Genomic DNA, 22,767 nt, shown 5'->3' on the forward strand with positions numbered 1-22,767 from the left:
CTACACCTTCGATTTTCTAAAAAACAATAAGCTTAAAAAAAACACACTACCTATTGCAGCAGTAATAACACCGACAGGTAGCTCTTGGTTTTTTAATAATGAGCGTGAAAACACATCAACCCACACCATAAACGTGCCGCCAACTAAGCTAGTCACTAATAGGCCAGCTACACTACCTTGTGATATAAAAAAGCGCACAATATGCGGTACCATTAAACCTACAAAGCCTATACCACCACACATTGCCACCAGCACTGCGGTTATTAACGAACTTAAAACAAGCATTAAAATTCTAAATCGATGTACCCGTACACCTAGCGTTATGGCGCTTTCATCGCCCAATAGCATGGCATTAAGCTGCCTTCTAAAGCTCAGCAAAAAACCAATACACACAACAATAACGACTAACGGCAACCAAAGCGTTGCCCATTGCGCACGTGCAAAGCTACCTAGCGTCCAAAACAAAATAGCCGCAACAGCCTGGGGATCGCTCCAATAAAGTAATAAGCTAGTAAATGCGCTAAATAAAAACGACAATGCAACACCTGCCAACAACATAGACTCAACTTGAGCACTTTGCTGCCTACTGGCTATAAGTATTAATAAACTCATTGCAGCCAAACTACCTAAAAGCGCCGCAGTAGATAACATAAAACCAGCGCTAATACCTGTAACAGCCATAAGCACTACCACACCAAACGAAGCCCCCGATGATATACCGAATAAATACGGATCGGCGAGTGGATTACGCGTAACAGTTTGTAAAATAAGCCCTGCAATTGCTAATCCTGCGCCTGCCATAAATGCAAGTAAGGTACGCGGCATTCTCAGCTCGTAAATAATACGCGTATTGAGGGATGCATCATTTGACAGTAAAAAACTAGTTAGCACATCCTCAAGGGAAGTATCTGCTGCGCCAAAACTAAGTGCTGCAAATAAGCTAAATAACGCAGCTAAAATACTTATAAATAACGCAAGTGAGTGGCGAGTATTAACTGCGCTCATATCATTCATAACCATAAAAGTAAGTGATGTGCGGAATGCTATTTCCTGATTTCGATAGTTGTGGATGGCTATTGACTTGAGCACACACACCAAAAACGTCGTCTAGCATATTTTCGGTTAATACCTGCGTTGGCGTACCCGAATGCGTAATTTCACCGTTTTTAATAACGACTAGTTCGTCACACATTGCTGCAGCTAGGTTTAAATCATGAAACGATGCAAACACCGTTACCCCGAGCGATTTAGCCAACTCCATAACTTGTATTTGGTATTTAACATCTAAATGGCTGGTTGGTTCGTCCATAATTAATAACTGAGGCTGCTGCACAATAGCGCGAGCTATTAAAGCGCGCTGCTTTTCGCCGCCAGAGAGCGATTCGAAACTTTGATCACTATGATCTGCCAACCCTACAGTGTTGATAGCTTGGATGATTTTTTGTTTATCGCTGCTGGTAACTGAACTGAATATCGATTTATGAGGAGTAAACCCAAGAGCAATAACATCAAATACACTTAGGTTAAATTGCGAAGGCGTTTCTTGGAGTACCACAGCAACTTGCTTTGCATAATCTTCACTTTTAAGTTGCCAAATATCGTGATTATTAAAAGTAATCTGCCCTGATGTTGGCTGATTAAAACGATATAAGCAACGAAGCAAACTCGACTTACCTGCGCCATTTGGGCCTATTAAGCCCACAAACTTACCTGGCGATATTTGCAAATTAATATTATTTAAAATGTTTTTATTGGCAATCCCCCACGAAACATTATTAACGTTAAGTAAAGGTGTGTTTGGCGCTAATTTAGTGTGCAACAGTGAGTCCTTGGTAGGCGCCTACCCACTAACAATACAACTAACAATACCTAGTGCATTAAAAAAAATGAGTAAACCCGCTCGTTAAAAAATTTTTACCGATCTGCTTAGATACAAAAACTATTAAGCGATAAAATTTAATTCGTTAAATGCTCAAATATTTATGCTGATTGGTATTACTCATTTGTATCTGACTTAAAGCTTTATGCTAATTACAGTTACGGGAATAGTTGAGGGTTTGCACCTCATTCCAAATGAGGGTCTATTATGGGCGGCTAAAGAATTTAAAGCAAAAAAAACCGCGCTCAAAGGAGCGCGGTTAAAAAGGGAGTGTTTTAACTAATTTAGCGAATAGTTAAAACTTGTATTCCATACCTAAACCTACATAATCTTGGTCAACGTTGTTGTCCATGTCGAAGCTTGAGTAAAAACCAAACACTTTAATGTTTTTGTTCAACTTGTGATCAACACCTACCGATACCGCTGTTTTATCATCGCTATCGTCAAAGTCCATTGCTTGGTACTGTACTTTGAAGGTGTTTTTACCCATGCTGTAAGCTGCATTTAATAAGTAACCATCCGCTTCTGCACTGCCATCTACAGTTTCTTGCGTTTGGTACATTGCACCTAGTTTAAAGTTTTCAACTTTACCTTGGATTGACGCACGTACAACATCGTAGCCATTTACTTCGCTATCGGCTGCAACTGACGCATAAATAGCGCTCTTTTTAAGTGCTACATCGCCATAAGTAACCGCTAATGAGTAACCGTTATCTGCATCTACGTCATCTTCAGCAATAAAAGTAGCAAGTAACTTAAAGCCTTCGTATGTTTTAGATGTATAAGTAATTGAATCACCTAAACGGTTTTCACCTTTAAATACGTTTTTAATATCGCCTTCAAGGTCGTTAAATAAATCTAATTTGCCTTGTGATTGTTTAAGGGCTGTATCGTTGCGACCCACAACTACCTGACCATATGCGCCTTTTAAGCCCACATATTGGTTACGAGCAGAAATATTATCGTCGTTATCACCTTTTGAGTCAGCATCAGACACGTCTACTTGAAACTCAAACTTATAAACCGCTTCTAGGCCATCTGTTATTTTTTCAGAACCTTTTAGACCAAAGCGAGATGCGTTACTTTTAATTTCAGTGAAAGACCCTTCACCATCATCAGACGACTGCACAGTCACATTCGCTTTACCGTAAACATCAACGCCTGCGAGCGCATTAAAAGACAAACCACTTAATAAAGCGACACATAAGCTCGATTTTACAAATTTCATGTTATTTCCTCGATAATCACAAAAGACTAATTTTTAAAACAGGTGCAGTTTGGCACCAATAAATGACAAAAATATTACAAATGAAATATTTTTGTCTTTTAAAGTTAATGAAACTGCATTGTTTATGAAATTAAAAGTACATGAACAGTCATTGGGTACTTAGTACCAAATAAAAAATACCTATTAAGTTAGCTCAACTTTAGGTAGTAAGTTTATTAAGGTTTCTATTAATTCCTTTTGTTCATTGTCTCTATGATAGGCTACAAAAATGCCTCTTGAGGTATTTTCTACATCTTTAACATGAAACAGCTCACCCTTATCAAGATGATCTTGCACAAGTACCTGAGGTATAAAGGCACTGCCACCACATTGTAATATTAAATCAAGCGCAATACGCCCAGTACTCGTTCTAAAATAAGGTGGGGTATTCCCCGTAAATTGACGAGCATGCCAAAGCGAAAACGTCGTACCCCAATCAACATATACATACTGGTTATCAAAAAAGTTTTCGTTTGTTGCAGTATCGTAGCCACTCACTGGAATAATAGGTAACTCACATATACGCTCAACCACTAGTTCGTCTACCTTTGGCGGATCAAACAAAATAGCTAAATCGAGTGTGCGCTCTAAAAGTAGTCGCGTACTTTCTTGCTGCGCTTTAACCTCTGCTACAAGCGACACCCCAGGCATCGCCGACACTATATTAGTAATACCAAACTGTAAAAATGCATCCCATATATTTGGTGTGCCAGCCAAACTTATTTGTTTGTGCATATTATCAGCCAACGCCACATCTACTTTTGCGCGCTGCATGCCCGTAATAATCATTTTTGCATGAGGTAATAAACGCTCACCGGGTGCCGTTAATTGAATATTATTTCGTTGGCGTATAAATAAATTAACACCAAGCCCTTGCTCGAGCTGGCGAATCCTAAAACTGACCGCAGATTGTGTTATATAAAGGTTCTCGGCTGCTTTACCAAAGTGGCGAGTACGCACGACTTCTACAAATGTTTTTAATAAATCTATATCCAATTTTTTATCCTCACGATAAAAATAATTTGTTTAATAAATTACCAAACTTGCATCATACTCCAACTAATTAATAGGGTATGAGGATAAAGTTATGAGCAATAATATTTCACTACTACGCCAAGCATTTGTTAGCCAACGTCAATTTTATGATGATCAAAACTTTCCACGTGGCTTTAGCCGCAGCGGAAACTTCACCTTGTTAGAAGCAAGCATACTAGAGCAACATGGGGTGATTTTAAAAGGTCTATACTCTAAAACTATAGCGCCACAAAATGAGCATCAAAAACAATTTGTAGCTGTGGTAACCGGTTCTTTAGAGCCAACAAACCCGATTGAGCGTGCTTGGGTTAAATACTTAAAACTTACAACCTGTAAATCTAAATTCCACACATTATTTGGTCGCTCTAAAATATCGGGTCCAGCCCCCATTAGCCAAGAATATTATTCAGAAGCAGATAGCTTGTAAGCCACTAAGTTATTTGCTTTTTTGCGTTTTAGCAGTTACAACTTGTATTAGCAAATACTTTTGCAAAATATTAAACAAGGTAGCTACGTGACGCGAAAAATATTAATAATTGAAGATACGCCGACTATAGCGCGAGTGCAAAAGCACATTGCGCTAAAGTCTGGCTACGAAGTTGATATAGCTGAGTCGTTAGCTCAAGCCAAAGAGTTGTTGAGTAAAAGCACTTATTTTTGTGCTGTAGTAGATTTTATTTTGCCTGACGCACCAAAAGGTGAAGCAGTACCTTGTACTATAGCAGCTGAAATTCCTACCATAGTAATGACTGGCAATATCGATCAGCAAACACGCGACACGGTAGAAAAGTACCCCATAATTGATTACATAACCAAAGAAAATAAACAAGCTTATCAATACCTAGAAAAACAATTAATGCGCCTTCCCCGTAACGAAAGCGTAAAAGTGCTCGTGGTTGACGATTCAACCTCAACTCGCCGTTATATTTGCAGCCTACTTGTTCGTCACAAGTACCAAACAATAGAAGCTAAAGATGGTATTGAAGCACTTAAAATGCTCGAAGATTCACCTGATATCACGGTAATAATTACCGATAACGAAATGCCAAATATGAACGGTGACGAATTATGTATACAAATTCGTAGGTTATATAGCAATGATGAAAAAGCGATTATAGGGATTTCTGGAGCAGACTCCTCTGTGCTTTCTAGCTTATTTTTGAAAAATGGCGCAAACGATTATCTGCATAAACCTTTTAATAGTGAGGAGTTTTACTGCCGCCTTAGTCAAAACGTCGACATGCTAGAGCAAATAGCCACTATTAAGCGCCAAGCTAATACAGATTACCTTACAGGCTTACCTAATCGCCGCTATTTCTTTGAGGAAGCCGAAAAGTCACTAAAACAAATTAAAGATGCCAAAGGCAATGGCGCCCTCGCTATGCTTGATATTGACCACTTTAAGTCGATTAATGATACACACGGGCACGACACAGGCGACGAGGTATTAAAAGGGCTTTCTATTTGTTTTAAAAAGTACTTTAAAAAGCACTTAGTAGCACGTTTGGGTGGCGAGGAGTTTGCGGTTTACTTTAAAGGTGTAGACAAACAAGAAGCACTTAAACGCCTTGAAGGGTTTAGGTATTTTATAGAAGCCAATAGCCATGAATTTAGTAGCGCTAAGATTAAGTTTACTATTTCAATTGGCTTTGAGTATGGCCCAATCTATCAAATTGATGAATTATTAAAGCTGGCCGATTTAAAGCTATACGATGCTAAAGAAACCGGCCGTAACAAAGTAGTAAATTAAACCTAACTTACTACTTTATACTTCAGCGGCTGTTATGGCCGCTTTTTTACGTTTACGTGATTGATGATAAGAATCCCACGTAAATATAGCCAAAGCGCTCCAAATACAGGCAAACGTAATCACCCGTTCGGCATCAAACACTTCATCATAAAATACCACCGCTAGCATAAACATTAAGCTTGGCCCTATGTATTGGAAAAAGCCCAGTGTTGTGTACTGCAAGCGTTTAGCAGCGCCAGTAAAGCAAAGCAGTGGCAATGTGGTAATAATACCAGCACTAATTAGCAATACATTTGTATGCCAATCATTTACTACCAAATCCGAGGTTGCTGTAGGAGCCATTACCCACCAATAAATTAACGCGACAGGCAGTAAAATCAGTGCTTCGAGTAAAATACCAGGAAGTGCTTCAACTGGTAATTTTTTACGTAACAAGCCATAAATAGCGAATGAGGTAGCCAGTGAAAACGCCACCACAGGAAACGAGCCAAAGCTAACAAGTTGTAGTACCACGCCAGCAAATGCTAAAAATACCGCAAACCCTTGTAGTTTTCGCAACCGCTCACCTAAAAACAGCATACCTAGTAACACATTAAGCAGCGGGTTTATGTAGTAACCTAAACTGGCGTCAAGCATGTGGTTGTTATTAACGGCCCAAATAAATAAGCCCCAGTTAAAGCCTAATATAGAAGACGTTATAACCAACATAAGCATAATTTTTGGCTGAACAACAATGCGCTTAACCTTATCCCAATATCTAAGCACACTCACTACAAGTACTAAAAATACGACCGACCAGACAACGCGGTGAGTTAAAATCTCAAAAGCAGAAACATGTTGAATTTGCTTAAAATAAATCGGTGCTAAGCCCCACATTAAAAAGGCTAAACAGGCAAAAATACCGCCTTTACGCTGCTCGTTTTCCATCGACATAAATACAACTTACTCATACTAAAGGGCCGACAGTTTATACCAATTCGCACTATTAAGTGATGTATTTTGAGGCGAGTAAACCTAAACGCAAGGCAAAGCTTTTTATTTAGCAGTACTTAATTAGTTGCTTTACCCTACTAAATACGTACCTGTGCCAAAAGCTATTTGTACTGACTTTTCATTATGCAGCTCCATTCTGCACACACATACTTTATTACCTGAACGAATAAGTGTGGCACTCGCTATAAAGTTCTCCCCTTTGCCTGGGCGTAAATAGTCGGTGCGTAAATCAATAGTGCCTAATGTGGCAAGCTTTTGCTGCACACTTGGCATATCTATATTGGTTAGTTTGTCTATCACGCTGGCTGCAGCGAGCATACCGCCGACATTATCAAGTACGGCTGAAATAATTCCACCGTGAAGAATTTTTTGCGCAGGGTTACCAACAAACACATCCTGCCAAGGAAAGCTTATTTGAGCTTGTTCAGGGCTTAGCGACTCCACTGATATGTTTAAAAACTGGTTAAATGGCATACCACTTACAAACCTCGCGCCTACTTGTTCAATTAACATTTCTTTATTCATTATTATTCTCTATGTTTAAATCAACACTGGTACGATGAGTAAAACATAACTTGATCAAAACTACGAGACTCTGATCAAATCATTTACCTTTAAGCTAAAGACATCTTATAAAAAAAACACTAAAATACCCGCCGATGACTACATTAACGCAACCTTCTAGCACTCTAGTGCGCAAACCCGAAACTGTTCTCAAACAAGTGTTTGGCTACAGCGAATTCCGCGATGGCCAGAAAACAGTGATTGATGCGGCTATTAGCGGTAAAGATTCTCTGGTATTGCTGCCTACAGGCGGTGGTAAATCAGTGTGCTACCAAGTTCCGGCTTTAGTACTTGATGGCGTTACTATTGTTATATCTCCACTTATATCGTTAATGCAAGATCAGGTTACACAATTACAAGCATTGGGTGTTAAAGCTGCTTATGTAAATAACAGCTTAGGGCGAGAAGAACAGCAATTAGTGTATCAACAGCTCCATCAGGGATTAATTAAACTATTATACGTAGCCCCTGAAAAAGTATTGCAACGTGACTTTTTAGAGCGCTTATCGCACCTAAATGTAAGCCTCTTTGCCATAGACGAAGCGCACTGTGTATCCCATTGGGGGCACGACTTTAGGCCCCATTACTTTAGATTAAACGAGCTTAAACAACGTTTTTCTCATGTACCGATGATGGCGCTTACTGCCACAGCCGATAAAGCCACTCGCTTTGATATAGTTGAACAATTAAAACTACAACAGCCCTATATCCATACTGGCAGCTTCGACAGGCCTAATATTCGCTACACAATAGAAGAAAAATTTAAGCCTATGGCGCAACTACTGCGCTATTTAAAAGAGCAAAAAAATCAAAGTGGTATTATTTACTGCACCAGCCGCAAACGCGTTGACGACATTGCCGAAAAGCTTGCCGATGCAGGCCTCAATGCCGCCGCCTATCATGCGGGTATGAGTAACGAGCAACGCCAATTTGTACAAACCGGCTTTGCCCGTGACGACATTCAAATAGTGGTCGCGACCGTTGCGTTTGGTATGGGAATAAATAAACCTAACGTGCGCTTTGTGCTGCATTACGATATCCCTAAAAGCATAGAAGCCTATTATCAAGAAACCGGGCGTGCTGGTCGTGACGGCTTAGCCGCAGAAGCCATAATGTATTTTGATCCGGCCGATATTGGCCGTGTTAGGCGCTTTTTTGAAGATATAGACGATGAGCAACGCCGCCGCGTAGAGGAACAACGCTTTAACGCTATGGCAAGTTTTGCAGAGGCACAAACCTGCAGGCGCCAAATACTCCTTAACTACTTTAGTGAATACAAGCGCGAGCAATGCGGTAACTGCGATATTTGCATAAATCCACCAAAAAGCTTTGATGGGACCTTAGTAGCCCAACAAGCGCTTTCGTGTGTATACAGGGCCGGGCAGCGCTTTGGTTTAGGTTATATTGTTGAGTTATTACGCGGGGCTAATACAAGCCGCATACGCGATAACAACCACCACGAATTAAGTACTTACGGCATAGGTAAAGATAAAAGCAGTGAATTTTGGCTCAGTATTTTACGCCAGCTTATTCATCAGGGTTTACTAAGCCAAGATATAACCCAAGGTGCGTCACTGCGTTTAACCGAAGCAGCACGCGCTATTTTAAAGAGTGAATATGCTTTGCAAATGGCTGAACCTCGCCTGCAAGCTAAACACGTATACCAAGATAAGCTAGCCCAATTTAATTACGATAAAAAACTGTTTGCCCGCTTACGTGCCCTACGTAAAGAACTCGCTGATGCAGACGATGTACCGCCTTATGTTGTATTTAACGACAAAACGTTAGCCGAAATGGCGCAGCTAATGCCTACTAACGACAGCGAATTTTTAAAAGTGTCGGGAGTTGGCTTTACTAAGTTAAACAAGTATGGCGGCGAATTTTTAACTGCAATTCGCAATTACCTAGCGACCAATTAAAACACTATGACCCAAATAGAATACGATCACGCCCATAAATGCATAATTGTTAATCCAACAGAGCCACCACACGATGAAGACTTTGAGTTGTGGAGCACTTTATTTTTACATTCAGATGAAATAACAATCAACGAATATTCTGGTGGTGCGGACCGTCATCAAGTACGTTTTAACTACCAACAACATACTTTTAATTTAAACTTTGAACACTATAGCGAAAGTATTTGGATTAACGGTGAAGGTCTAGAGGCCGAGCACTTATTGGCAGCCCTTGCCTTTTATTTAAGCTAAAACTGCACTCATTAACAAAGGTGCATAACGGTAACAATTAATTATTTTCAAAATCCATACCTTTTACTTACATTGTAATAACAATGATGTAAGCTGATATTATGATCGGCAGTTGCTACTAAGTAGTAAAGAGGTTTAATGGTGAATAAGAAATGGATTGCACAATGCTGTATTAGCTTAAGTGCTTTAAGCTTTTTAATGCCTAGCGCACTTGCCCAGCAAGCGCCTGATAAAATCGACACTTGCCCACTGACTCAATCCCATTTAGATAACAATAAAAACCTGCGCCGCGAAGTTGAAGATAAAGCAACACTCATCACCAGCCGAAGTGATGCGCAAATAGCCTCGATTACGCTTTCTCAACTTAATGTATTTAACACAGAGCTAGAAGAAGAAAATAACGCCCTTTTTCGCTTTGCTAACCGTGCTCATATACAAACAGAACCTGCTGTGATCAGTAATATTTTATTGTTTAAGCAAGGTGATAAATACAATGCTAAAAAGCTGGCTGAGTCAGAGCGCTTATTACGCCGCCAAAACTACTTATATGACGCACAAATAAGTGCGGTAGAAAACTGCGACGGTAATGTAGATGTAACCGTTGTCACTCGCGATTTATGGACCTTATTACCTGAAATCAGCTTTAGCCGTAGCGGTGGCGAAAATAAATCGAGCATAGGTTTTCGTGAATCAAACTTATTTGGTTGGGGGAAGCGCTTATCGCTTGCACGCACAACCGACAGCGATCGCAATGGTTACTTATTTGTTTATGATGATCCTAATATTTTATCGACTCGGTATCGTGGCCGCTTAGAATATGCCGACAACAGCGATGGTAAACGCCATTTATTAGAACTTACCTACCCGTTTTATGCCATAGATACGCCTTATAGCTATGGTATTAAAAGCTTTTCTGAGCAAAGAGAAGAGTCGCTGTATCGCCGTGGTGATGAATACAGCGAGTTTGATCAAACAACCGATCTATTTAGTGCATTTTTAGGCCACTCTAAAGCGCTAAGCGATAGCTGGACCCAGCGCCTAACCCTTGGTTATGTTGATCAACAAGACAGCTTTGAAGAAATAGACACCACCTTTGCCCCACTAGCACAAGACAGAAAGCTCAGTTACCCGTATGTTAGCGGGCACTGGTTTGAAGACAATTATATAAAAGTACGAAATTTTGACAGTATTTCGCGTACAGAAGATTTAAATTTGGGCTGGAACATAAAAGCATTATTAGGCTATTCAGACGAGTCACTAAGTAATGACGATACCCGCGCTATTTACTCTTTTAAAGCTAAAAAAGCACATTTCACCACCGATAGAACGCTTTGGCGCTTTAGCACTGAGCTTGATGGTTATTGGAATAAAGAACAAAAACAGCTTGAAAACTTTTTAGCCACCGGTCAAATACAATACTACTTAAACACCAGCGAAAACCAATCTTGGTATGTCAAAGCACGCGCGCAGTACGCCAAAAATTTAACCGCTGATAAACAGCTTACATTAGGCGGCGAAACAGGCCTTCGTGGCTATCCGATGGATTATCAACATGGCGATCGAAGCTTTTTAGTCAGTTTAGAAAAACGCTATTACTGGGAATACGATTTACTGCAACTGTTTAAAGTAGGTGGAGCAGGGTTTTTAGATGTTGGCCGCGCTTGGTTTAACGACAAAGATAACGGCGAGAACGACCACGTTTTAAAAAATGTCGGTATTGGACTGCGCCTAGCCCCTAGCAGAGCAAACTCTGGCACTATGATCCACATTGATATTGCAGCTCCCCTTGATGGCGACGATGATGCAGACTCTGTGCAATGGTTAGTGAGCGTCAAAAATACCTTTTAAATAGCGAGTAACATACGAAAGCGCTAAACTAGCACTTTAAACTCGCTTAAAAATAGTACGGGATCACACTTTGGAATTGTTCGCGCTTTTAGAGCTAATGGGTACGCAATATAAATTAGTGGTCACCCTTATTGCCATTTTACTTTTTCCACTGTTATTAAAAGCAACAAAAAAGCTGCTCGAAAAAGCCATAAAAGGAAAAGTAGATGTTCATCGTAAATTTAGAGCTGAGCTGTTATTAAAAATAATACTCGCGTTTGTAGTACTTTGCTTAGTGCTCATATTTTGGGGTATAGAGCTGCGTGGGTTATTAGTTATAGGCTCATCACTGTTTGCAATGTTAGGGGTCGCTTTATTTGCAGCTTGGTCGTTACTAAGTAACCTTACCGCCTTTTTATTAATGTTTATTCAAAACGATTTTCATGTTGGCTACTGGGTACGTATTGTTGATGGCGCAAACCACGTAGAAGGACGTATTGTAGAATTAGGCTTAATGAATGTCGTGCTTGAGCATGTAGATGGGCACAGAATTGTATACCCAAATAACCTGTTTGTGACACGCCCTGTAATGGTATTAAACAAAGAGCCTAAGCCCACTAAAGCGCCGGTAATTAAGCGCATTATTGGCCCTAAAAAGACATAATTTAAAAAGTCATATTCACAAAAAAGCCGCAGTAGGTAAATTACCTACTGCGGCTTTTTAATACTTAACTAACCACAATTAAGACTAGTTATTTAGCTCAGCTGTTTTTAGTTCATCATCTAAATCATTTATTTCGTCAATAAACTGCTCTAGTTGCTGCTCTACTAAGCTGTTGTCATGTGCAAAGTAAGCAAGATGGAATACCGCATCCCCTTCGTTTACTAATGGCATAGTTTGCTGACCAATTACAATACCGCCTTTAGGCGCTAAAAGCTCAAGCTCAGAATCCCCTAAAGGGCTACTTATATACGCCAGCACTTGGCCTTTTTCTACATGCTCACCAAGCGATACTTGCGCACGTACAATGCCGTCTACTTCAGCACGTATCCAACTTGTAGAGCCTGCAATAATAGGATCGGGTAGTTTTTTAGGGCGTTTACCACGGATCATTTTTAAATGACGCATCACATAATCTACCCCCTGCACACCTGCTGCAATGGCGATAGGATCAAAACGTAGTGCTTCACCTGCTTCATAAGTAATAACCGGTATACCTAAGTTAGCGGCCTCACTTCGTAGTGAGCCATTACGAAGGGATGCATTAATAACAGCAGGTGTGCCAAATGCTTTAGCCATATCAGCGGTTGCTTCATCTTCTAAATTAGCGCGTATTTGCGGCAAATTAGTTCTGTGAATCGCACCCGTATGTAAATCAATAATGTGAGTACAATATACTGCCACCTGATTAAAAAACATGTGCGCCATACGCCCAGCTAGCGATCCGCGCTCAGATCCTGGAAAGCTGCGGTTCATATCGCGTCTATCGGGTAAATAACGCGATTTATGAATAAAGCCAAACACATTAACAATAGGCACTACAATTATGGTTCCGCGCAGTTGGCTTGCATCTATTTTAGAGAGCAGCTGACGTACAACTTCTACACCATTTAGCTCATCACCATGAATAGCTGCACATACCATAAGCACAGGCCCCTCTAAAACACCATTTACTACCTCAATAGGAATATTAAGCGGTGAGTGGGTATAAAGCTTTGCTGCTTCTAAGGCCAACGTTTTGCGCTCGCCTACACCCACGCTTTTACCTAATAAGGTAAAAGGCCGGTTTATTTTAACCTTTGCCACGTGTTGCAGTTCCTTTAATAGCAGCATTTTTTTCGATAAATTCGATGACCATGCCCGCAATATCTTTACCTGTTGCTACTTCAATACCCTCAAGGCCTGGTGAAGAGTTAACTTCCATTACCAGTGGACCACGAGACGAGCGAAGTAAATCAACACCCGCAACATTTAAGCCCATAGCTTTAGCTGCGGCAACCGCTGTTTTTCGCTCCTCAGGTGTGATGCGAACAAGTGCAGCACTTCCCCCACGATGAAGGTTTGAACGAAACTCCCCTTCTTGCGCCTGGCGCTTCATGGCAGCTATCACTTTATCGCCTAATACAAAACAGCGAATATCAGCACCGCCCGCTTCTTTAATATATTCTTGAACCATAATATTGGCTTTTAAGCCCATAAACGCTTCAATTACACTTTCAGCCGCTTTGCGCGTTTCAGCAAGAACAACACCAATACCTTGCGTACCTTCAAGCAGCTTAATTACTACCGGTGCGCCGCCTACCATTTCTAGTAAGTCTTTTACGTCATCTGGCTTGCTAGCAAACCCTGTTACCGGCATGCCGACCCCTTTACGCGAAAGAAGCTGCAATGAGCGTAATTTATCGCGCGAGCGAGAAATAGCCACCGATTCGTTAACAGGGTAAACCCCCATCATTTCGAACTGGCGTAACACCGAGCAACCATAAAAAGTAACTGATGCACCAATGCGTGGAATGATAGCGTCAAATTCTTTTAAATTTTCACCGCGATAGTGAATTTCAGGCTGATCTGAGTTTATATTCATGTAACAACGTAGCGCATCAATTACTTTTACTTCATGACCACGTGCTTCCGCCGCTTCAATTAAGCGACGAGTTGAATACAAATTACTGCTGCGAGATAAAATACCGATTTTCATAGTTAAAACCTTAACTACCTAATAAATGTGATAAAGCCGGATTAACGACTAAGTGATTTTCCATGGCTGTACGGCCAAGTAACATCCTAAATTTCATTGTTGCTCTACTTGTTAAAGTCACTTCAATAGGCCAGCTATGTTGGCCAGCATGTAATGTTGTTTCTATAAAATAGCGCATTTCTTTTTGCCCACTTGAACTGGTTACAGCTTTAATTTTTTTAACCTTAGCCTTACAAGTGACGCGTGTTTGTTCATCGTCTTGTAGCGGTTGAGCTATAAATTTCACCCATTTTTCGCCATTTTCTTCATACTCTTGAATATTAATTGCATGAATACACGAGGTACGGGCGCCGGTATCTACTTTTGCTTTTATTCTCTCAATACCAAGCTCTGGTAAGCTTAACCACTCACGCCACCCCACTGTGATATTTGTAGTCATAAATATGCCCTTAATAAAAAAGAGACTTATACGCTACGGGTCAAAAAACACCAACGAAATAAATTTATCTAGTCGATGAGTAAATTAAATTGATCTTTTATACAAACTGGTCACACAATGCGCACCTTGCTGGTGAGCTTATGCATTGGTTTTGATTTATAAAAGCGCGCTGTTAGATTTTGAAGTAGGCTTAACTCATTAAAATAAAAGGTAAGTTTGTAGAAGAGACAGTAGATGCACTAAATTTAATCTGAACTCGAGATAATAAAGCTCTTTAGAGTACAGGTTAGCTAACACGATCAAATACACAATTATACGGGTTTAAATATGATTAATGGTTTACTACATGCACTAGTACTTGACGAAAATGGCGGTGCGCGATCTATACAAAGTACACAGGATCTAAATAATTGGCAGCCAAGCCAAGGAAAACTATGGATTCATATGGATTACAGCCAAAAAGAAGCGGTAGCGTGGCTAAAAAGCCAATCCCATTTAGCAGAATTTGAACTTGATTCGTTAATCGCTGATGAAACCCGCCCACGCATAACACCTACTACAAACGGACACATGTTATTTTTACGTGGCGTAAACTTAAACCCAGCACAAAGTCCTGAAGACATGGTGTCTATACGTTTATTTATCAGTGAGTCTGTTGTCATAACAACTCGCAAACGTAGATTGCTATCAATTCAAGACATTCTTGAATTATTTAATATAAATAAAGGGCCGTGCTCTATTTCAGAGCTAGTGTGCGCCATTACACATAAGCTTACCTCTCGTATGCAAACGGTGATTGACTCGCTTGATGAAACACTTGATGAATTTGAAGAGGAGATAGATGAGCCAAGCAAGAAGTTTGATAACCAAGGCTTATCACAACTACGTCGCCAAACCATTGCCTTAAAGCGCTACTTAAAACCGCAAAAAGACGCGCTATCTTCAATGGTTAATAAACATTACCTGTGGCTTTTAGATGATGACAAAGCAAAATTAAACGAAACCACTAACCTACTGATTCGTTATTTAGAAGAGTTGGACAGCTCAATCGAACGCGCACAAATTATTCAACAAACAATTACCAACCAAGTATCTGAGCAACTAAATCAGCGTATGTATGTAATGTCGGTAGTGGCGGCTCTATTTTTGCCACTTGGCTTTTTAACAGGCTTATTAGGAGTGAATGTAGGCGGTATCCCAGGAACTGAAAACCCCTATGCATTTAGTGCTTTTGTTATATTTTTAATCGTTCTTACCGGCGGTATTGCAGTGTATTTTAAAAATAAAAAATGGCTGTAATAAACAGCCATTTAAGTACATTTAATAATGTAAGTTTTAACACTATTTATATGAAACTAGTTAGTTTCTCGTGTGTAGCTAACTACGGTAAATCCACTGTTAGCGTCAGGTTTTACCCTTAAAATGATGAAATAGGATTGAGGGTTGGTATAAAAACTATTTCAGACATAAAAAAACGAGTATTTATAATACTCGCTTTTAAAATACAAACCTAGACGTTAGATAGGTACATTACTCTTGAAAGTAAGTGCCCCAACCGTCGTATTCAACGTCGCACTCAACAGCTAAAGCTGCAAGTTTATCCACATCTTCCATTATTACGTCTACGTCTAGCTCAGCTTCGACTACTATATCGAAGCTCCAAATCTTGCTGCCGTCTTCAAGCTCGAGCTCTGCAGGCTCTTCAACATCGTAGCCTAATTTAAAAGCCGCTAATGCCGCTTGTTCTAATTTAGGGAAGTCTTCACATACAAAATGGTGTTCTACTTCGTAAAGTATTTCAGGATCTGATCCATCTTCAAGTAATGAACTTACGATGTCTTCACTTATTTCGCGCCAGTTTTCCATTATTTATCTCTCACTTGAGCATCTAATTCAGTTATTTTAGCAGCCATAATACTATGCACGCTTTTAGCATGCTCACGCGCGCTAATATTTTTATCAAGCGATACGGGCGCTAACATTTCAATGTAAATTGTACCATTATCCCATCGATTTAGCTTTATGGATTTATGCGTTGTATTCATACATACCGGAATAACGGGCACATCTGCGCTCATTGCGGTGTGAAATGCACCTGTTTTGAAAGGTAACAGCCCTCTTCCATAGCTTCTGGTGCCTTCAGGAAACATCCATACAGATAGACCATTACTTTTAATTTTTTCAGCGGCTTTTGAAATAGTTCCAGCCGCTTTTGAGCGGTTCGATCTATCGATTAATATATTACCCGATAGCCAGTAAAGCTGCCCAAAGAACGGGATCCACTTTAAACTTTTTTTACCTAAACTTACGCAGTTTTTTGGCACCATGGCTGGAATCGTAAATAAGTCATAGTTGTTTTGATGATTTGCTAAGTACACTGCTGGCCCTGCTTTTACGGCCTCGGGATGGCGTGTAAGCACAAGTTTTACACCCAACATTTTGGCCATTGAGCCAAACCAAGTTGCTATAACATATACATTATTTGCGTGAAATGGCCTTACTATTGAAAGCAATAAACCAAAAACACAGCTTAATAATATAAACAGCAACATAATAAAAATACGTATAACGGCTAACAAACTATCTCTCCAATTGTGTGTGCAGTGCGCCAAATGCTACGCACATTATAGTATTATAACGCTATTTTGTTACACACACGAGACATAGCGTACACTTGTGCGCTGAAATTATATGCACAAACAAAAACGGCCTACAAAAGCAGGCCGTTTAATGTATTACTATGTATTATTCACTAATCGTCTCATCGGGATCATCTGCAGGTGTAAACTCAACAACCGCCTCATCAACGCGTTGTAAACCACGCGGTAATTTGTTACCTCTGCGGCCGCGCTCGCCATGATAGTGTTCTAAATCAGTAGGCTTAAGCGTTAACTTACGCTTACCTGCATGGAGCGTTACACTGCTACCTTGTGGCACAACAGCTAATACTTTAACAAACTCTTCTCGCGCTTGTACCTTTGCTCCAGGTATAGAAATAATCTTATTTCCTTTACCTTTACCCAGTTTTGGTAAATCACGTAGCGGGAATAAAAGCATGCGCCCTTCGTTTGAAATAGCCATACAAAAATCGGTTGCTACATCGTTAACTCTAATTGGAGAAAGTAATATACCGCCTTTTGGCACGCTCACTAAGGCTTTACCGTTTTTGTTTTTACTCACCAAATCTTTAAAGTCGGTTATAAAGCCGTAACCCGCATCCGATGCCATAAGCAGTACTTGGTTGTCATCAGCCATCACCACATGTTCAAAATTAGCCCCTGTGGTTAGGTTAAATCGCCCTGTCATTGGCTCACCTTGGCTTCGCGCCGAAGGCAAGCTATGTGCATCGGTTGCAAAGGCACGTCCCGCTGTATCTAAAAATACTGCGGGTTGGTTACTCTTTCCTCGAGCTGAGGCTTTATAGTTATCGCCTGAGCGATAATTAAGCCCTTCTACATCTAGATCATGACCTTTACCAACGCGTGCCCAACCTTTATCAGAAAGCACAACCGTCACTGACTCTGATGGGATTAAATCTTTTTCGTTAAGCGCTTTAGCTTCCGAGCGCTCAACAACCGGCGAGCGACGATCGTCACCATACATTTCTGCGGCTTCTTGAATCTCTTTTTTAAGAAGCGTTGACATACGACGATCTGAACCAAGCGTTAGCTCTAGTTTGTCACGTTCTTTAGCTAGCTCATCTTGCTCACCACGAATTTTAAACTCTTCTAGTTTTGCTAAGTGACGAAGTTTTAATTCTAAAATTGCTTCCGCTTGAATATCAGTTAAATCAAAGCGCTCCATAAGTACAGGCTTTGGCTTGTCTTCGGTGCGGATGATTTCAATGACTTCATCAATATTTAAAAAGGCAGCGAGTAAACCTTCTAAAATATGTAACCGCGCCAACACTTTATCTAAGCGATACTGTAAACGCCTACGAACAGTTTCACGTCTAAATGTAAGCCACTCAGATAAAATACTGCGTAAGTCTTTTACCTGCGGGCGGCCATCTAGGCCTAGCATGTTTAAATTTACGCGGTAATTTTTTTCAAGATCGGTAGTAGCAAACAAGTGCGCCATCAATGGCTCAGCTTTAATACGGTTAGAACGCGGAATAATGACAATACGCGTTGGATTTTCGTGATCTGACTCATCACGTAAATCGGCAATCATAGGCAGCTTTTTAGCGTTCATTTGCGCTGCTATTTGCTCAAGCACTTTACCACCCGAACATTGATGCGGCAGTGCTGTAATTACAATATCGCCATGCTCTTCGGTATACACCGCACGCATTTTGATAGAGCCTCGACCCGTTTTATATATTTTATGGATATCGGCTTTTGGGGTAATTATTTCAGCATCAGTTGGGTAATCTGGTGCATGTACTAACTCAAGAATTTCCTCAAGTTCAGTTTTTGGCTTATCAAGTAACAAGCAACACGCACTGGCTAATTCGCGCACGTTATGTGGCGGAATATCTGTTGCCATACCTACGGCAATACCCGTTACGCCGTTTAGTAAAATATGCGGTAAACGCGATGGCAATACTAAAGGCTCATTCATGGTGCCATCAAAGTTTGGCGTCCAATCAACCGTGCCTTGGCCAAGCTCTTTTAGTAATACTTCAGAAAACTTAGATAAACGTGCTTCGGTATAACGCATTGCTGCAAACGATTTAGGATCATCTGCAGCACCCCAGTTACCTTGACCGTCAACCAGCGGATAACGATAAGAAAACGGCTGCGCCATAAGTACCATCGCTTCGTAACACGCACTGTCGCCGTGTGGGTGGTATTTACCTAGTACATCACCCACGGTACGAGCCGATTTTTTATATTTAGCAGCGGCAGATAACCCAAGCTCGCTCATCGCATAAATAATACGACGCTGAACCGGTTTTAATCCATCGCCAACATGTGGCAATGCTCGGTCCATAATTACGTACATAGAGTAGTTTAAATAGGCGTCTTCGGTAAAACGCCCCATTGTTTGTTGCTCAATTCCTTGCATCAGCAAGGTATCTGTATCACTCATTAAAGCTTACCTAGTTTTTCTTATAGCTTACACGGTAGATCACATTGGCGTAATCATCGCTTACCAACAGACTGCCGTCACCTAATTCTGCAAATGCAACAGGGCGTCCAAATGTGGCTTCGTCTTTCATAAAGCCTGTAATAAATGGCGTATATTTTGTGACTCGACCTTGCTCAATGGTAGCTAACGCTACTTTGTAACCTGATTTTTTAGAACGATTCCATGAGCCATGCTCAGCAACAAATAACTGCTGCTTATAATTTGCAGGAAATTGTTTACCGTTATAAAAATGAATACCTAAAGGCGCCACATGTGCAGCAAGTGCAAGCGCCGGAGAGGTATAATCGGCAATGTTTTTGCCTTTACCAAACTCAGGATCGATTATCGCGCCGGCGTGAACAAAAGGAAAACCAAAGTGCTCACCTTCTTTGCTTACACGGTTAATTTCATCTGGTGGGATATCATCGCCCATCATGTCGCGACCGTTATCACTAAACCACAAAGCCTGTGTGCTCGGGTGAAAGTCAAAACCGACTGAGTTACGCACACCTTGCGCGATGGTTTTAATTTGCTTGGTTTCTACATTAAGTGAAAAAATACGACCAAAGCGCTCATCTTCGGCGCAAATATTACACGGCACACCGACCGGAATGAGTAACTCGCCTGTTGGTGTAAAACGTAAAAACTTCCAGCCGTGGTGGCGCTCTGATGGTAATGCATTATAAATTACATCAAACTTTGGATCTTTTAGTTCCGTATCGATATTTTTAAAACGAATAATACGATGCACTTCACCAACGTATAAATCGCCGTCTTTAATTGCCAAGCCCGAGGGCATATTTAAACCTTCAGCAATCACAATTTTTTTGTCCGCTACGCCATCACTATTATGATCGATAAGCGCATATACATTACCTGCTTTACGAGAGCCTGCGTACACAATACCTTTTTTTGACACTGCAATTTGGCGAGCATTTTCAACATCATCAGCAAATAAGCTTACTTCAAACCCTGGTGCAACGGTGAGTTTATCAAGTATGTTTTTCGCCATTGCTGGGACACTTGTCATCCCCAATAACAGCAAACTTCCTAGTAATTTATTCACTTGCTTCTCCTAGTATTATACAAAACACTTTATACCTGTGCTTTATTACCGTGATCTTCTAACCATTGACGACGATCTGGCGATCGTTTTTTAGCAAGCAACATATCCATCATTTCTAAGGTTTGCTCTTCTTCATCTAGGGTCAACTGAACCAAACGACGCGTGTTTGGATCCATAGTCGTTTCACGAAGTTGCAGCGGGTTCATTTCACCCAAACCTTTAAATCGCTGTACGTTTACTTTACCGCGTTTTTTCTCAGCTTCTATGCGTGCCAAAATACCGGTTTTTTCATCTTCATCGAGGGCGTAATATACTTCTTTGCCAATGTCGATTCTAAATAACGGCGGCATAGCAACATACACATGACCTGTTTTGACCAACTGTGGAAAATGGCGTACAAACAAAGCACACAACAGTGTAGCAATGTGTAGTCCATCCGAGTCAGCATCGGCTAATATACAAATTTTGTTGTAGCGAAGTCCCGATAAGTCGCTTGAATCTGGGTCTATGCCTAGTGCTACTGAAATATCGTGTACTTCTTGAGACGCAAGAATTTGCCCTGACTCAACTTCCCACGTATTTAAGATTTTACCGCGCAGCGGCATAATAGCCTGAAACTCACGATCGCGGGCTTGCTTTGCAGAGCCACCAGCAGAGTCACCCTCTACTAAAAACAGCTCTGTTCTGTCGTTATCGGCAGCGCTACAATCGGTCAATTTACCAGGTAAAGCTGGACCTGCAGTAACACGTTTACGAACCACTTTTTTAGCTGCTCGTAATCTACGCTGCGCATTGGAAATACATAATTCAGATAACAGTTCAGCTATGTCAGTATGCTCGTTTAGCCACAAGCTAAACGAATCTTTAACTACACCCGATACAAATGCTGCACATGAGCGTGATGAAAGCTTTTCTTTAGTTTGTCCTGCAAATTGTGGGTCTTGCATTTTTACCGATAAAACATAACTACAGCGCTCCCAAATATCATCTGGGGTAAGTTTTACGCCACGTGGCAATAAGTTTCTAAATTCACAAAACTCACGCATGGCTTCCAGTAAGCCTTGGCGTAAACCATTTACGTGTGTACCGCCTTGCGCGGTAGGAATTAAATTTACGTAACTTTCAGCAATCGACTCGCCCCCTTCAGGAAGCCAAACAACAGCCCAGTCAGCACCTTCAATAGCGCTTGAAAACTCACCTACAAACGGGTCTTGTGGTAGTATTTCGTAGCCTTTAACAGCCTCTATTAAGTAATCTTTTAAGCCGGTTTCGTAGTACCACTCTTGGCTTTCTTTGGTTTGTTTGTTTGTAAACTTAATACGTAAACCTGGGCACAAAACGGCTTTGGCTTTCAATAAGTGATTGAGCTTTGAAAGAGAAAAGTTTGCTGAGTCAAAGTAGCTGGCATCAGGCCAAAAACGAACGGTAGTACCCGTGTTGCGTTTACCAACAGTACCAATTACGTTTAAATCTTCTACCTTGTCGCCGTTTTCAAAAGCCATTCTAAATTGTTGAGCATCGCGCCTTACTGTCACTTCTACTCGTGTTGATAGGGCATTTACAACTGAAATACCTACCCCGTGTAAACCACCCGAAAATTGATAGTTTTTATTTGAAAACTTACCACCAGCGTGCAGTTTAGTAAAAATAAGCTCAACCCCAGGAATACCTTCTTCTGGGTGAATATCAATAGGCATACCACGGCCGTCATCACTTACTTCAAGTGAGTTATCTTCGTGTAAAATTACGTCAATTTTAGTGGCATGGCCAGCCATGGCTTCATCAACACTGTTGTCGATTACCTCTTGGCCTAGATGATTTGGGCGTACTGTGTCGGTGTACATCCCTGGGCGTCTTTTTACCGGGTCTAATCCATTGAGGACTTCAATGGCTTCGGCGTTATAGTTTTGCTCGCTCATAGTTTTTATCTTTGTATCCGCTAAGGCTTTAATATGTTTGACTAGT

At 40.8% G+C, this 22,767-nt stretch carries 21 protein-coding genes and 1 riboswitch; of the genes, 7 read left to right on the forward strand and 14 right to left on the reverse strand.

What is annotated here, in order from left to right; all coding sequences use genetic code 11:
• From J8L73_RS04595 to J8L73_RS04610, 4 genes are all read right to left on the reverse strand, one after another.
• A complete protein-coding gene (locus J8L73_RS04595) occupies positions 1-1,005 on the reverse strand; it encodes an iron ABC transporter permease (RefSeq protein WP_211015083.1) in 1,005 nt (334 codons plus the stop codon).
• Between the two features lies 1 nt (position 1,006).
• Entirely contained in the window at positions 1,007-1,819 is an 813-nt protein-coding gene (locus tag J8L73_RS04600; RefSeq protein WP_211015085.1) for an ABC transporter ATP-binding protein, read from the reverse strand.
• Positions 1,820-1,982: 163 nt separating this feature from the next.
• Positions 1,983-2,118: riboswitch (cobalamin riboswitch) on the reverse strand.
• A 56-nt stretch (positions 2,119-2,174) separates the two neighbouring features.
• The gene (locus tag J8L73_RS04605; RefSeq protein ID WP_210998897.1) at positions 2,175-3,107 is read right to left on the reverse strand and encodes a porin; all 933 of its coding nucleotides are present in this window, start codon (positions 3,105-3,107) and stop codon (positions 2,175-2,177) included.
• Positions 3,108-3,290: 183 nt separating this feature from the next.
• Entirely contained in the window at positions 3,291-4,142 is an 852-nt protein-coding gene (locus J8L73_RS04610) for a LysR family transcriptional regulator (protein ID WP_210998896.1), read from the reverse strand.
• Between the two features lie 91 nt (positions 4,143-4,233).
• Between J8L73_RS04610 and J8L73_RS04615 the strand changes: the two genes are divergently transcribed.
• Both J8L73_RS04615 and J8L73_RS04620 read left to right on the forward strand, forming a co-directional pair.
• Complete coding sequence (locus J8L73_RS04615) at positions 4,234-4,608, forward strand: DUF413 domain-containing protein (protein ID WP_211015087.1); 375 nt, start codon at positions 4,234-4,236, stop codon at positions 4,606-4,608.
• A gap of 87 nt (positions 4,609-4,695) precedes the next feature.
• The gene (locus tag J8L73_RS04620; protein WP_210998894.1) at positions 4,696-5,931 is read left to right on the forward strand and encodes a diguanylate cyclase; all 1,236 of its coding nucleotides are present in this window, start codon (positions 4,696-4,698) and stop codon (positions 5,929-5,931) included.
• Positions 5,932-5,946: 15 nt separating this feature from the next.
• On the opposite strand, the gene rarD is transcribed toward J8L73_RS04620, so the two are convergent.
• Both rarD and J8L73_RS04630 read right to left on the reverse strand, forming a co-directional pair.
• Positions 5,947-6,864 (reverse strand): EamA family transporter RarD, encoded by a 918-nt coding sequence (gene rarD / locus J8L73_RS04625; protein WP_211015089.1) that lies wholly within the window; start codon positions 6,862-6,864, stop codon positions 5,947-5,949.
• Positions 6,865-6,993: 129 nt separating this feature from the next.
• A complete protein-coding gene (locus J8L73_RS04630) occupies positions 6,994-7,449 on the reverse strand; it encodes a thioesterase family protein (RefSeq protein ID WP_211015091.1) in 456 nt (151 codons plus the stop codon).
• A 134-nt stretch (positions 7,450-7,583) separates the two neighbouring features.
• Between J8L73_RS04630 and recQ the strand changes: the two genes are divergently transcribed.
• The 4 genes from recQ to J8L73_RS04650 all read left to right on the forward strand — a co-directional run bounded on the left by recQ (position 7,584) and on the right by J8L73_RS04650 (position 12,189).
• Positions 7,584-9,407 (forward strand): DNA helicase RecQ, encoded by a 1,824-nt coding sequence (gene recQ, locus J8L73_RS04635; protein WP_211015093.1) that lies wholly within the window; start codon positions 7,584-7,586, stop codon positions 9,405-9,407.
• Between the two features lie 6 nt (positions 9,408-9,413).
• Positions 9,414-9,698: a DUF3630 family protein gene (locus J8L73_RS04640; RefSeq protein ID WP_210998890.1), complete on the forward strand. Its 285-nt coding sequence runs from the start codon at positions 9,414-9,416 to the stop codon at positions 9,696-9,698.
• 138 nt (positions 9,699-9,836) lie between these two features.
• Positions 9,837-11,546 carry a ShlB/FhaC/HecB family hemolysin secretion/activation protein gene (locus tag J8L73_RS04645; RefSeq protein WP_211015095.1) on the forward strand — a complete coding sequence of 570 codons (1,710 nt, stop codon included), beginning with the start codon at positions 9,837-9,839 and terminating at the stop codon, positions 11,544-11,546.
• A 70-nt stretch (positions 11,547-11,616) separates the two neighbouring features.
• Positions 11,617-12,189: a mechanosensitive ion channel domain-containing protein gene (locus tag J8L73_RS04650; protein ID WP_211015096.1), complete on the forward strand. Its 573-nt coding sequence runs from the start codon at positions 11,617-11,619 to the stop codon at positions 12,187-12,189.
• A gap of 84 nt (positions 12,190-12,273) precedes the next feature.
• Here the strand turns inward: J8L73_RS04650 and J8L73_RS04655 are convergent, their stop codons facing one another.
• The 3 genes from J8L73_RS04655 to J8L73_RS04665 are packed head-to-tail and all read right to left on the reverse strand — an operon-like array spanning position 12,274 to position 14,663.
• On the reverse strand, positions 12,274-13,332 hold the full coding sequence (locus tag J8L73_RS04655) for a succinylglutamate desuccinylase/aspartoacylase family protein (protein ID WP_211015098.1): 1,059 nt from the start codon (positions 13,330-13,332) through the stop codon (positions 12,274-12,276).
• Complete coding sequence (gene rimK, locus J8L73_RS04660) at positions 13,319-14,224, reverse strand: 30S ribosomal protein S6--L-glutamate ligase (protein ID WP_210998886.1); 906 nt, start codon at positions 14,222-14,224, stop codon at positions 13,319-13,321. Before rimK ends, J8L73_RS04655 begins: the two co-directional genes overlap by 14 nt.
• Positions 14,225-14,234: 10 nt before the next feature.
• Entirely contained in the window at positions 14,235-14,663 is a 429-nt protein-coding gene (locus J8L73_RS04665; protein ID WP_211015100.1) for a RimK/LysX family protein, read from the reverse strand.
• Positions 14,664-14,990: 327 nt separating this feature from the next.
• Between J8L73_RS04665 and J8L73_RS04670 the strand changes: the two genes are divergently transcribed.
• The gene (locus J8L73_RS04670; protein WP_211015102.1) at positions 14,991-15,962 is read left to right on the forward strand and encodes a zinc transporter ZntB; all 972 of its coding nucleotides are present in this window, start codon (positions 14,991-14,993) and stop codon (positions 15,960-15,962) included.
• Between the two features lie 231 nt (positions 15,963-16,193).
• Here J8L73_RS04670 and rraB read toward each other — a convergent pair whose 3' ends face one another.
• The 5 genes from rraB to parE form a co-directional block, all read right to left on the reverse strand.
• Positions 16,194-16,529, reverse strand: a complete 336-nt coding sequence (gene rraB / locus J8L73_RS04675; protein WP_006793171.1) for a ribonuclease E inhibitor RraB — start codon at positions 16,527-16,529, stop codon at positions 16,194-16,196.
• A complete protein-coding gene (locus tag J8L73_RS04680) occupies positions 16,529-17,242 on the reverse strand; it encodes a 1-acylglycerol-3-phosphate O-acyltransferase (RefSeq protein WP_210998883.1) in 714 nt (237 codons plus the stop codon). Before J8L73_RS04680 ends, rraB begins: the two co-directional genes overlap by 1 nt.
• A 166-nt stretch (positions 17,243-17,408) precedes the next feature.
• Positions 17,409-19,697, reverse strand: coding sequence for a DNA topoisomerase IV subunit A (gene parC, locus J8L73_RS04685; protein ID WP_211015104.1), 2,289 nt, complete (start codon positions 19,695-19,697; stop codon positions 17,409-17,411).
• A 10-nt stretch (positions 19,698-19,707) separates the two neighbouring features.
• Positions 19,708-20,802, reverse strand: coding sequence for a PQQ-dependent sugar dehydrogenase (locus tag J8L73_RS04690; RefSeq protein WP_210998881.1), 1,095 nt, complete (start codon positions 20,800-20,802; stop codon positions 19,708-19,710).
• Between the two features lie 29 nt (positions 20,803-20,831).
• Complete coding sequence (gene parE, locus J8L73_RS04695) at positions 20,832-22,721, reverse strand: DNA topoisomerase IV subunit B (RefSeq protein WP_210998880.1); 1,890 nt, start codon at positions 22,719-22,721, stop codon at positions 20,832-20,834.
• Positions 22,722-22,767: the final 46 nt, after the last annotated feature.

Source organism: Pseudoalteromonas sp. MMG006 (genome assembly GCF_018101025.1).
Lineage (GTDB): Bacteria > Pseudomonadota > Gammaproteobacteria > Enterobacterales > Alteromonadaceae > Pseudoalteromonas.

What these genes read in the sequence shown, in the direction of transcription:
- J8L73_RS04595 (WP_211015083.1), bottom strand. Translation starts at nt 1,005, where the DNA reads ATGAGCGCAGTTAATACTCGCCACTCACTTGCGTTATTTATAAGTATT.
- J8L73_RS04605 (WP_210998897.1), bottom strand. Translation starts at nt 3,107, where the DNA reads ATGAAATTTGTAAAATCGAGCTTATGTGTCGCTTTATTAAGTGGTTTG.
- J8L73_RS04615 (WP_211015087.1), top strand. Translation starts at nt 4,234, where the DNA reads ATGAGCAATAATATTTCACTACTACGCCAAGCATTTGTTAGCCAACGT.
- rarD (WP_211015089.1), bottom strand. Translation starts at nt 6,864, where the DNA reads ATGTCGATGGAAAACGAGCAGCGTAAAGGCGGTATTTTTGCCTGTTTA.
- J8L73_RS04630 (WP_211015091.1), bottom strand. Translation starts at nt 7,449, where the DNA reads ATGAATAAAGAAATGTTAATTGAACAAGTAGGCGCGAGGTTTGTAAGT.
- recQ (WP_211015093.1), top strand. Translation starts at nt 7,584, where the DNA reads ATGACTACATTAACGCAACCTTCTAGCACTCTAGTGCGCAAACCCGAA.
- J8L73_RS04640 (WP_210998890.1), top strand. Translation starts at nt 9,414, where the DNA reads ATGACCCAAATAGAATACGATCACGCCCATAAATGCATAATTGTTAAT.
- J8L73_RS04645 (WP_211015095.1), top strand. Translation starts at nt 9,837, where the DNA reads ATGGTGAATAAGAAATGGATTGCACAATGCTGTATTAGCTTAAGTGCT.
- rimK (WP_210998886.1), bottom strand. Translation starts at nt 14,224, where the DNA reads ATGAAAATCGGTATTTTATCTCGCAGCAGTAATTTGTATTCAACTCGT.
- J8L73_RS04665 (WP_211015100.1), bottom strand. Translation starts at nt 14,663, where the DNA reads ATGACTACAAATATCACAGTGGGGTGGCGTGAGTGGTTAAGCTTACCA.
- J8L73_RS04670 (WP_211015102.1), top strand. Translation starts at nt 14,991, where the DNA reads ATGATTAATGGTTTACTACATGCACTAGTACTTGACGAAAATGGCGGT.
- rraB (WP_006793171.1), bottom strand. Translation starts at nt 16,529, where the DNA reads ATGGAAAACTGGCGCGAAATAAGTGAAGACATCGTAAGTTCATTACTT.
- parC (WP_211015104.1), bottom strand. Translation starts at nt 19,697, where the DNA reads ATGAGTGATACAGATACCTTGCTGATGCAAGGAATTGAGCAACAAACA.
- parE (WP_210998880.1), bottom strand. Translation starts at nt 22,721, where the DNA reads ATGAGCGAGCAAAACTATAACGCCGAAGCCATTGAAGTCCTCAATGGA.